This is a genomic window from Ruegeria sp. G10 (assembly GCF_056533645.1).
In genome coordinates this window covers 1-11,659 of sequence record NZ_JBQFOQ010000024.1, presented here as the reverse complement: position 1 = coordinate 11,659, position 11,659 = coordinate 1, and the positions used below count along the sequence as shown (strand labels likewise).

9 protein-coding genes are annotated in these 11,659 nt (G+C 48.4%); 4 read left to right on the top strand and 5 right to left on the bottom strand.

Annotation, left to right across the window (positions count from 1 at the left end; translation table 11 throughout):
• Positions 1-867: 867 nt before the first annotated feature.
• Complete coding sequence (locus ACR0KM_RS20875) at positions 868-1,320, bottom strand: DUF2799 domain-containing protein (RefSeq protein WP_480822457.1); 453 nt, start codon at positions 1,318-1,320, stop codon at positions 868-870.
• Positions 1,321-1,416: 96 nt separating this feature from the next.
• A complete protein-coding gene (locus ACR0KM_RS20870; RefSeq protein WP_480822459.1) occupies positions 1,417-2,310 on the bottom strand; it encodes a hypothetical protein in 894 nt (297 codons plus the stop codon).
• Positions 2,311-2,574: 264 nt separating this feature from the next.
• Here ACR0KM_RS20870 and ACR0KM_RS20865 point away from each other — a divergent pair, with 264 nt between their 5' ends.
• A complete protein-coding gene (locus ACR0KM_RS20865; RefSeq protein WP_480861762.1) occupies positions 2,575-3,042 on the top strand; it encodes a hypothetical protein in 468 nt (155 codons plus the stop codon).
• 205 nt (positions 3,043-3,247) lie between these two features.
• Here ACR0KM_RS20865 and ACR0KM_RS20860 read toward each other — a convergent pair whose 3' ends face one another.
• From ACR0KM_RS20860 to ACR0KM_RS20850, 3 genes are all read right to left on the bottom strand, one after another.
• Positions 3,248-3,448, bottom strand: coding sequence for a hypothetical protein (locus ACR0KM_RS20860; RefSeq protein WP_480822463.1), 201 nt, complete (start codon positions 3,446-3,448; stop codon positions 3,248-3,250).
• Positions 3,449-3,494: 46 nt separating this feature from the next.
• Positions 3,495-3,680, bottom strand: coding sequence for a hypothetical protein (locus ACR0KM_RS20855; protein WP_480822465.1), 186 nt, complete (start codon positions 3,678-3,680; stop codon positions 3,495-3,497).
• Between the two features lie 287 nt (positions 3,681-3,967).
• Complete coding sequence (locus ACR0KM_RS20850; RefSeq protein WP_480822467.1) at positions 3,968-5,386, bottom strand: tyrosine-type recombinase/integrase; 1,419 nt, start codon at positions 5,384-5,386, stop codon at positions 3,968-3,970.
• A 1,825-nt stretch (positions 5,387-7,211) separates the two neighbouring features.
• Here ACR0KM_RS20850 and ACR0KM_RS20845 point away from each other — a divergent pair.
• The 3 genes from ACR0KM_RS20845 to ACR0KM_RS20835 all read left to right on the top strand — a co-directional run bounded on the left by ACR0KM_RS20845 (position 7,212) and on the right by ACR0KM_RS20835 (position 11,245).
• On the top strand, positions 7,212-7,835 hold the full coding sequence (locus tag ACR0KM_RS20845) for an NUDIX hydrolase (protein ID WP_480823126.1): 624 nt from the start codon (positions 7,212-7,214) through the stop codon (positions 7,833-7,835).
• Between the two features lie 122 nt (positions 7,836-7,957).
• Positions 7,958-8,590: a tyrosine-type recombinase/integrase gene (locus ACR0KM_RS20840; RefSeq protein WP_480861764.1), complete on the top strand. Its 633-nt coding sequence runs from the start codon at positions 7,958-7,960 to the stop codon at positions 8,588-8,590.
• A 276-nt stretch (positions 8,591-8,866) separates the two neighbouring features.
• Complete coding sequence (locus ACR0KM_RS20835) at positions 8,867-11,245, top strand: P-loop ATPase, Sll1717 family (protein WP_480861766.1); 2,379 nt, start codon at positions 8,867-8,869, stop codon at positions 11,243-11,245.
• The last annotated feature ends 414 nt before the right edge of the window (positions 11,246-11,659 follow it).

The following is an 11,659-nucleotide window of genomic DNA, read 5'->3' as shown; positions in this document are numbered from 1 at the left end:
TTTTGAAGTACTTGAAGGAGGCAGGTTTAGTCATAGGCAATAGCTACGCAACACCCCTGCCCCGCTCAACACAAGTTCTTCTGACAAGACCATATTATCAACAATCGCCCGGCTCTTTCACGCTGGCATCCCGACTATGCGGACGCCTTCGCGGCGCACGAGGTCTCGGAATAGTCGAAATCAACAATAGGTCGTTAAGCCGATATTCGTGCGCTGCGCAGCTAATCGCACAGAGGCAGCCCTTAAGAGACATTCACCACCCGACTCCTATGCTGCGGTCGCAGCCTGCATTGCCGCCGTTCGCCGCACTCGCGCAACCTGGAAATGATCATACTCACAGATTGCAGAGAGAGCCGCCGTCCGGTTTTCGCACATCGCTGATGCAGCATGATTTTGCATCTGCCGCACGCTAAACACTGCAGCGCAGCGCAATTCGTCATTCCGGACATTCCTAAGTGTCATATTAAGCCGAACAGAAACTGCGCTTTCGCTGTCACTCGTCCAGATAAGCCAGATGCGGGACAGTTCCGACTTTGAGGCTGACAGCTCAAAGGTCCGTTGTTAGCTGTTGAGATTGACGATGCTGATCGCTCTTAGTTAAAACGATGCGATTGTTTGAGTAAGCAACGAAATTTATTGGTGACTTTCGGCATAAGCGTCAGAAGTAGAGAACAGTACGGCAAAAAATATCTTATTATGTGAATGACTATAGGAACCTGTTGAGAAGTTTGCCCAAAAAGAACGCCCAGCCAATGTGGCTGGGCTAGTCCGAGGAAAATCTTCATTTGACTTGAGTATTCCGAGAATTGGTAAAGATTTGGTTAGCGCCACACCTTAACTCTAAGAATCGTCTGGCTCATCGCTCGCTCACTGCTCAAGGAGGTTTGCAAAACCATCCTGAACAGCCTTACGGATGACCGCAGAATCCTCACATGCGCTGATGACGACTGCACCGCTACGAGCGAGCTTATAGATATTCTCGGGATCACAATAAGTCCGTACGCTTTGACGGTAAGCTTTGAAATACGCCTCCCTGTCAGGCGTTTTTGAGCGTCGCGCACATAGCTGTTCGTAAACACTGAAATAGCTCGGCTCTATTCCCATGCTTCCGTCGGCCATTCCGACCTGAAACCAGTCTATCTTCCCAATGCAAGCTTCAGGCGAGAGCCACTTTGAGAAAAAGCCATAGGGCGTATCGTTCGCTGACGCTGGGCCACTTGCACAGAGAGCCAACACCACACAACCAAAAAATAGCTTAGACTTCGTCCAATACTTACTTGAAGAATTAATCTGCTCACTGTTCGTCACAAGTTTAGTCATTGCTCTCATCCCTTTGTTAGAGATTTTGGCGCACACAAGGCGCGTTGCTTGTAGGAGAATAAGAAACGGCACTTAACAAATGCCTAAGGTGGAAATTCAGAAAGGAAATTCGAGAGATAGAACCCCTATTGTTTGACTTTCGACCTGTGAATCGAATTCTTTACTGAGATAGGTAAGCCCGAAAAATGTTGAGACTTTTCGTATCGCCACTTGAACTCCTGCCCGCGCTCTAATGCGTGAGTTGGTTATTTCGACATCCGACCAATCCGGGAAGAAATCGCTATGAGTAATGTACGTGTAGTCGACCCCCAAAAGAAACGACATGTCGTCCATCCTGGACGCCCGCTCAGGAGAAGACGGCTGTAGGAAACCGGAAACTGGGTCACGAACGTAGCGTTGGGCGTTGGCATAGCCGTCAATAAGAAGATCAACCCCAATTCGCCCGAAGGTTTCGTATCCGGCCTGAACACCTACAAACGGCCTGACAGAAAAGCTGTCAGATATTGTGTAAGGTCTCGCGAGTTCGACTGCGACCATACCTGTGACGCTATCGCCCACATGTTCATGGGGCATATCCTCAGGTAGGTATCCAGCAATTCCTGTTAGTTCATGAAAGCCCTGCTGAAAACTGGCGATGTTTGTTTGGTCGCCTGTAAGGAGCACTTCGAGTCCCGCATTGTATTGCAGCGCGCCATAGTTATCGTTGGCGAATATCCCAAACCCCAACATTCCCACATAGGGTCGGTCTCTATTCGTTGGCTGGTCTCTCGCGCCCCATGGGGAAATGATTTCTGCTCTTGCTCGAAAATCGTGCGCGATTCCTCCCGTGTTTTCTCCTTCAAAACCAAAAAACAAAGTGTAACTCGCGGATCGCCAGCGATCTCTGCCGTCACCCATAAAATCGTTTGTAAAGAAGCTGGATTTTATCGTGTCCGCATATGCCGAAGAAACGGCTAGAAAAACGCCTAGTGCAGAAATCAGGGCTCTCATGAACTCCACCTCACTACATTTGAGAAACTGGAAGTACTTTCCGAATCTCTAGTGCAGGAGCCTTAACGTCAGCCTAACGCTGTTAGCTTCACGGATGTGTCGCGAAGAAGCTATCGACTTCAATGAGAGGGAAAATTTTTATAAAATCTCGCGCGTTAATTCTGACTTATGATTTTTGAATAAAATAGAGAAACCAATTGGAAGAAGGACCAAAAGTTGTTTTGCTCTACGACAACGCCATTTGCGATACAGGATGTGGCTGAGATGCTGGCCAGACCTTTGGCCCAAGTCGAGAATGCCTGGAGTATTCTACAGCCCTATTTCGGAACTCAATTGACTTTTGGTTTCGGTAGGCTTGTACCAGCGCCAAATTTTTTCGACGTTGTTGCCATGGGAGTCGTTGTAGAACTGATAAAAAAGCCCTGCGACGTGAACGAGTTGGTTCAAATCTCCATTTGCACAGCCGAAGAGGTCGCGATTTTCGTAGACGCTGAGGGGCTTCCGGTAGTTTTTGATGAGGCGTTTAGACGTGAAATCACCAATCACCTGATTACTTTTCTTTACACTCCGACAACAGCCGAGCAATTCCGGCTACTTGTTCGAAGGAAAGAAGATATTGTCGCAACGGCGCTAGATGCCCTAGAGAATGTGAGCAAAATCCTTAGCGGCGGTTACGCTAACCAACCTGCTACACTCAAAGCAACTCAGAGAGCTGTAGATCAAATTGCCTGAAACCAGTTTTCCCAAAGCCAAACTTGTACAGTCTGGGTTTGGATCACAAGTTTGCTGAGATTGAATTACGAAGACCTGAAACACTAATATTGAAGCCTCAGACCAATTTGAGAAAATCTGGCTTGTTGAAGAATAATAGACTTATTGCCCTAGTACGACGTACATAGCGCTTTTGAACTCATTTTCGGTTGTCGCCCAAACTAAATTAGATGAGTTCCCTTGGCTGTTCTGTGTTTTCTTGAATTAAGTTCCTCACGATGGCCTTCTCTTCTTCGGTTACCGTTGCTTCCTCTAAGAAAACTTCGAAAGCTGTTTGCAAGCCGCACAATGTGTTCTTAGAACCCTCTGCTTTTGCGTGGTCAACCATCTCAATAATTGCTTCGACAAACCAATGTCCGGTGCTCATGAAACCCCTCTCCAATTCATTTTTTGCCACTGTCGAGGGATATGGGTTAATGCTGGGTTAATCCTGTTTTGTTTTCTTGTTTTCTGGAGCCCAAATCATATAATTTGCTTTCAGTGTGGTCCAAAATATACGTGCTGATAACTTGACGCATAGCCTGAGCAGTCAGGAAGAAACCCTCGGCTTCCAGCCTTAGCTCCGTGTCGTTGGCACATTCCAAAAATTCTCTGTCCATACCGTTACTCCCTTGCACACAATTTCACCCAAGTTGGAGCAATTTCCTTAACAAACGGTAAATTGTTTAAATTACGGAAATTAACCTATGTTACACCGAGTTCTGAGGCACAACATGTGCGGAAGTCTTCAGGGTTGCCTCGTCGAACGTGAGTTCTGTTTCCAGTTTGGATTCAATGGTGCGTCGGAAACAAAAGGAGTTTTTGGGGACACACTGAGCTTGCAAGCCCACCGGTGATACTTTGGCTAACGAAGAATTGCTTTTCTGCCACCGTATCAACACCTGTCTTAACGTAGTCGCTGTTCGTCTTCCCTCGTTTTCAGCAACTCAACTAACTCTCCATTGGCTTTGCTTCTGTTCTTAGTGGGCCAAGACCAAGAAGGTTCAGCCATGTTTTGAAGAGTTGCTTTTAGCGACTTGAGGCGCGCGTCGCTGCGCGACGACCGCAAGGGAGCAAACCTGCTTGTAATCTCAGATTCGATAGACTCACTGCACAAGTGTCCGTACGTTCTGCTGACAGTATCAGTGTTGCTATGGCCCAACTGCTTGGCGACAATCGCAAGGGGTGTTCCGGCTTGGACCAACTGACTTGCGTAGGTGTGCCGTAGTCCGTGAAAAACAAAACCTTGTGGCAACTTGGCACGCCTTACCGCGTCCTTAAACTGGTGCTTGTGGTTTCCTGCCCAGGGTTTTCCAGAAGACATCTTGAACACTAGATCTTCATCGTCCAACCCTTCGATTTGATCTAAAAAGAAGGACATCCCCTCATCAGGAAGAATTACATAGCGCCCGCGGTAACTCTTTAAGGGCGCGACGTATATTCCATAAACATGTCCTCCGACATCTCGAGCCTTTAGACTAGCGAGTTCTGAAACTCGGCAACCAGAATACAATGCTGCCTGAACCAGTGCAGCAAGGTCAGGCGGGCATGACGCAATCAAACGTTTTGCTTGTCCCCTTGTTAAGAAGAACTGTCGCGGTGTGTCGGCGTGAGGTACTCGGCGCAGCTTTCGCCAGGAGAGCTGACTCTCAACATCTCCATTTTCCCACGACAGCTCGATTGCGGATCTGAGCAACCCAATGACAGTGTTAAGCGTCTTTTTTCGTTTTCTGAGCTGCTCGTAGTCTAGGGATTCAATGCGAACTTTCTCAACTTGGGACCTATTGCCCCTCTTGGGAGTAGTTTCCAAAACATCAGTGCAGAATTGAGTAAAGACCGAGTGGTTGAGTTCAGTAACAGGTAGGTCACCTAATCTTGGGATTATGTGGAAATTTATTAGAGAAAGCGTTGTTTCAAAATAGGTTTTGGCGGCGGCGATACGCTTCCATTCTACAAAACTATGCATTGCATCCCCAACCGTGAAGCTGTCATTTGTTTTTTGATAGTTCAACTTGCAATTCGAACCGATGGGATAAGGCTGCGAAGCAATGGCGCAGATGTCGGGTTGGTTAAACCAAGCGTCCGCAACAACGAGTGCCTGCACAAAGTCCAATCCGCCCTCGTGTATTGGAGCGACTGCACCAATTGTTTTTTGGCTGTATTTACCGTCCGCTCTTCGAATTCGAGCCACCCAGTGACATCTACCGGACTTATATTTCAACACGCCGATATGGCGACAATACTCTATAGTATTCCAGTAAGGGCTGCGACGCGCTGTTAAGCTCTTGATGTTCTCAACATTCGCTAACGAAGGTGCTTTATTCATAATGTAACCTCTCGGCATAGGTAACGAGAGCTCAGAACACTATTGGTCTGAATCTAACTTCAGAATCTCAATATGGATAACTGCGCTAAGCCGACCTTTCCCAAATCAGCCTTTCACGAGCGACCCACAAATGATCCGGTTTCCGAGTGACTTCGGCACCTTGTACCCCCGCGATTTCACGAGCTTCTTCAGCAGAGTGCGCCAACACCCAACCGTAAGTTTTGCTTTTGAATTCAGGTGCGGTCGGCACTTCAATTTTCCATACTTGTAGCATGCGCAACCTGATGCCACGAATTGGTTAATGATTGGTTTAAGAACGATTTTGAGTTTGCCACGTACGCTCAAAATCGGGAGACAGAAACACGCTGGTCCACATCGCTCAATTAAAACTGGTTTAGCGGAGTTTCATCAAATTTTGCAAGGTTAGCGAAACTGCAGCATTTCTTTCGTTGCTTCTTCTCCTAGCGGCCTCGGTTACTTTGGCCCTTTCGGGCGCACGTTTTAGGTTGAGATACAACGCGCTGAGGACGTTTCTTGAATCAAAACGAAACCCCAATGCGTCATAGCTTTTGCAATAATGGTTTATCGTACCGCAACGCTCGCAAACAAGAGACTAGTGCCTCAAATACTATTCAGGGTTGTTTTCGTGGTGTCAGCCCAGTGTCAACTTGAGACCCCAATCTCGACACATTTGGCTGGGATGAGGTACTACATGCATCTTCTGCTGAAGCTCTTCTGAGCGGTGCTGCAGTTAGAGCGCACATGAACCGCATAGAAATCAAAAAAGGATAACAGCGTGAAGAACTTAGCTATTAGTTTCGCTTTCTTAGCTTCCATTGCCTTAAATTCTGCATCAGCAGACCAATTTAACCAATCTAGCTCAAGTTTTTCCGCTGATAGCTTCGAGCACAGCGGCGGTTGCCGTAAGAGCAGCCCTCCAGGTCAGTGCTGTCACGCAGGAAAACAGCCATATCACTGCCACTAACAATTTAACTAAAGGCGAGTTTTCAGTTCAGGCGCGAAGAGGCGTCGGAGCCGCGAACTCGTTACACGGACTAAAACGAAGAAACTACTTGTAGTCTTGACTGGGTTAGCACTCACATCCGCGTGCGCTCAACAGCCAGTATCGATCACTCCATTATCAATGGGCGATACGTACCGTGAAGTCTCCTGTTCTCGTGCAGCGGACTTGTACAAACAAGAAGCGACCAAAGTCCCATCTTTAGTTGCGGCTCAAAAGAAAGCCGTGACGGGTGATGCTGTAGGCGTTTTCTTGATTGGGGTACCTATGTCCAGTCTTTCTGGTGGCGATCTAGAAGGCGAAATCGCCGCAACAAAGGGGAAGCTGGTTGCTTTAGCTGGGCGTTTAGAGGCGTGTGGCCCCCCCCCCTGGGGAAGTGGCTTGGGGCTGATGATTTAGCCGCAAGTATGAAGGCCAAGTTCTCAAATGAAGTAATTCGGGAGGGGCACCCCTCTCCCTACTTTAAGTAGTCTTTAAGCAGACGTTGATCTAAAGCACCTGAGTGGCAACAAAGTCCGCGGCTTGTGAATTGCCTGGCCACAATCCTTGCTGCACTGGCCGCGACTAGCCAGTTTTGCGCCGCATTGCCCTGTTCAAGATTACGCGCGCGCGGAAAAAAACAAATTCACAGGATTGGGCTCTTCAGGCTGGTTCGCCGCATCTTGGACGAATGGCCGGACTACGCAATCGATACCGGCCACGACGCAGCCTTCTAACAGCTAAGTCGCGGACAAAGCTGACATAGGCGCTTTTGAAGCCTATTGTGTTATTTAACGCACTCGCGAGGAATTCAGATTGGCAGAAATGGAAGACATTTGGCTCGAGTATGCGAAGCGACTCCAGGCGCTCGCTTCGACGGGAGCCGCCTTTACGACCGATCAATTCGATAGGGAACGGTATGATGAGATCGCTCAAATTGCCTTGGAGATGATGGCTAGACTTGGCAATGTTCCTATCGGTCGCATTGAGCAATTGGTCGGCCCCTATGCAACCGGCTACGCGACGCCCAAAGTTGATGTTAGGGGCGTCGTTTTTGACGGTGAAAGACTTCTACTTGTCAAAGAAAAAAGCGATGCAAAATGGGCACTTCCGGGCGGCTTCGCCGATATCGGACTGTCACCTGCTGAAAACGTATCGAAGGAAATTCTCGAAGAAGCAGGGCTGGTTGTAGATGTTACCGGTTTGATAGGCGTCAGACACAAAAAGAAGGGGAGTTCTGAGCCTGATACTAGAGACTTCTACAAACTGTTTTTTGCCTGTGATGGTATCGGGACGGCGGCTGGCCCCAATGATCCGAGTATTGCTGAACACGCCTATTTTGGACGCGACGCCATTCCCGAATTGTCTACAGGCCGCACCACCGAAACTGATATCGAGATGGCTTTTGACTATCTTGGTAACACCGGGAGGGCAGCGTCTTTTCACTGATCTTCTAGCTTAGGTTTGGGCTCGTTGCCGCCATCAGATGCGGCGCGGCATGTTGTGATAGGATGCCCGGGTCAACGTCGGGTTGTCGTTTTGGGAGGGTATGGCGGATCGGAGGATCAGTCATGGAAACACCAAATTTACCTGCCATTCGTGCGCTTCGTCCGGCCTGGAACAAGGGCCGTATCGTTGGACAAAAACGACCGCTGAAGCCAAAGCATGTCTGGGCAATCCGCGTCAGACTGGAACTGGCAGAGAACCATCGCGACCTCGCACTCTTCAACATGGCGATCGACAGCAAGCTTCGCGGCTGTGACCTGGTGAAGATGAAAGTCGTTGATGTCATGGCATCAGGTCAGATCAAAGAACGTGCCTCTGTCCTGCAAAGCAAAACGCAGAAACCCGTGCGATTTGAGATATCCGAAGGCACACGCGCCTCTGTCGAAAAGTGGATGGAAGATAAACTCATGGTCGGCTCGGAATACCTTTGGCCCGGCCGTTTCCATGAGCGCCTGCATATCTCCACTCGACAGTATGCGAGGATCGTTCGGGATTGGGTGACGTCAATTGGTCTCGAGGCAAGCGCATATGGTACTCACTCCATGCGGCGAACAAAGGTAACCCAGATCTACAAGAAGACAGGCAACCTTCGCGCCGTTCAACTTCTTCTTGGCCACACCAAGATGGACAGCACGGTCCGGTACCTGGGAGTTGAACTCGAGGATGCGCTGGCCATCACCGAAGCCATTGAAATCTAGCGCGTTTGGGTCGCCTTCGTGGCTGGCCCAAACCGGACACTTGATGGCAGACTCCTATGCTGCGCCTGCACGCGGAAAAGCTGAAATTCCCTTGGTGAGCAAAATACACATTCAATGCCTCAAGAGACCTAAGCCAATTCAGTAGACACAACCACAGCAGCAGCAATGGACCGTGGGATTTGCAAGCTGTCACTGCGTGACAAACACAATCACTGGGATAATGCTTGACCGCTCGCTCTAGCGAGATACGGTCACGCGACGAGGAGTGCTGTTTTTATGATAAATTGTTTTGTGACATTTTGCGAAGATGATGCTGAACGTGTTCATGTTGAACTTCTCGTGCAGCACCTAAAGCAGGAAACCGGAAGCAAGATCAATTACTTAGTTTTCTACAAAGAACAATTTGGAGACAGCCTCGATGAGTTCATGCTCGAAAACATGAGAAGCTGTGACTGTGTTTTGGGCCTTTTTGGACCAGAATACAAAAAGCGTATTGATCAGACTATGAGCAAGTCCGGTGCGTTTATCGAGTACGATATGCTGATCTCGCGCTTAAACGAAGCAATCCCCGGCCCGAAACCGAAGCTAGTGCCGGTACAATGGGCCGGAACCAGCATAGGTGCTTCGATTCCGACCTTGATTATGGCGCCAAATCCCTATGTTTGTGATCTAACTACTTTTAGAGCGTCCGGCGTTGTCATAGGCAAACCCTTCCTTCCCAAAGCGCTACAGGATAAGCATGCCAAAACCATTAAAGGCATCTCTGAAGCATTACTTCTACAAGAAAACATCGCATCTCCCGAGGCAAAGCGCCATCACTCAACGGCACTGCAAAAGTTTCTATTGGATCAGGCGGACGATGACGTCGACCCAAAACTTGATGTGAATGAGGTACTCAAACTAAAATATGAAGAAGGCAAATACACGACCGAGCGGTTTCGAAAGCAGCTCTACACAAAGACAAGATTCTCGCGACGACTAAGTGACAAAAGTGTAGGGCTCATTAGCGGACGAAAGGGCTCTGGCAAAACAACGTTGGTTCAAGTCAAGGAACACGACGCGAAGGTTCAACACCACTTCCCGGTCATTGATATATCCGTCAACCAGTGGAAACTCCACATGCTGATACAAAACCAAACGTTTGTACAGGCTGAGAGCGACTTCAGGTATGTGGATCTAGAAATCAACTTCTTTGATTTTGTCTGGCCCACCTTTACGGGACTTTGTGTCGCTGTGAGCCTAATCTTCGATAAACGAAACGCAGGAAAACCGGGATCAGCAGGACAACTCATTACTGATGCTCAGACGGCCCGCACACTTGATACTCACATCGCCGAATGCAAATCCATCAAGGACGTGCGCTACGACACCATTTTCGAACTGTCCGTACTGTTCTCGCGAAGGTACATTCAAGGCGTTGTTGATAAGGCCGACTCATCCAATGAAGACTCATTTAGGTTAGACGTTCTGAAAAGTGTTTCGATCTCGCAGGCTCTGTACAGTATTTTTGGTAGCGAATTCCAACGCCTTAGAAATGCAATAGATGAGCAACAGGATGAGGAGCACTCGCGCCAATTTTTGTTTGGGTTCGACAGGTTCGATACAGAAATTCAAAAGTATAGACAATTCGACAATCATATGGATGACGCAACGCGAGCGTCGAGGGCAACCCGAGAAGTAGACTGGCTCAGTTCTCTGACGAAATTTGTAAATAAGTCCGTGAACCATGACCGCCTTAGCAAAAACGAAACCTTTTATGACTTCTACTCCATAGTGAAATTTCTGGTCATTTTGCCGTATGATCGCGTAAAGGAGATATTCGACTCGCAACGGGACTCAATCACTTCCGAAGTTGTTGAGGAGATCCATTGGCAACCCAAGGAACTCCTTACAATGCTTCGAAAACGCCTTCAGGTGCTGTACGGAATATCCGACACGGATATCTCGAAAGAAAAGAATGTCAGCCCGGAACAGCGCTTTCAACGGTGCTTGGCGGCCGGGAAAATCCCTTTGCCCGAAAAGTCTTACATCCTTCTTGGAGCCAAGAAGTTCGAGATGGAGCTGTTCCTTTATGTCCTACGGCACTCCCTGTTTCGACCACGAGACATCTTGATCCACTACGCTGCCATTCTTGGCCATGTCGAGTCGTTTCGTAACCGTGGGGATCGTGACACACGGGAGAGCATCAGGGAGGTGGTCTCGCGGGAATCCCAGAGAATTGTTCTCAATGAGTTTCTTGGCGAGCTCCGCGACACGTGGACGAATATCGACAAAGTTCTCGAGCTGTTTATGGGGCAGCAACAAGTAATGAGTGCCCGAGAGCTTGAAAACGTAATAGGAGGACAGAATTTTTCCTTTTACTACGAGATCATCGGAATCTCCGACTTCAGCAAGAAGGTTGAGTTTCTTTACGACATTGGTTTTTTGGGCTTTCGCACCACACGAAACGGAGCTGCGGACCGGCAACGGGAATTCAATTTCACCTTTATTCGCCGGGAAGAAAATCTGCCATTTAAGTCTGAAAACGTCATGAAGCACATGGAGTTTGCGATCCATCCGCTCTTTGTCGAGCATCTCTTTCTTGGAATTGACCATAGGAAACCTGTGTTGAACTTTACTTGGTCAGAACTCAACAAAATTGACCGAATAAATTGATCGAATCTGTCAAAACCGATTATCGGGAAGAACTCGAACAGCCAGAGTGATGTTGGTATCGATGGATCATTTGCCAATCCAAACCGTACTTCATTTGAATTGACGGCCCATTCCGGACATTCACCAACTGCTCGCTTTGCTGCGGCCGCAGCTCGCATAGCCGCTGTTCGCCGCAACTGCAAAATTCAGGATGGTTTGAACTTACAGATCGCGGACAAGTTAGGCCTTGTACTGCCAAGAGCGCAGCGTCGCTAGCCACTGAAATCTGACATTGGCTCCGCAACAAGAATAGCTTAACATAAACTTTGCGCCTAAGACTGTTATGTCTGACGTCAGCACCAATGGGACAGTTTAAGTCGATTTGATAAGAGAGGGTTTCTGGCTCATCGTAACCGCCAAGGAGTGGAGATGAGA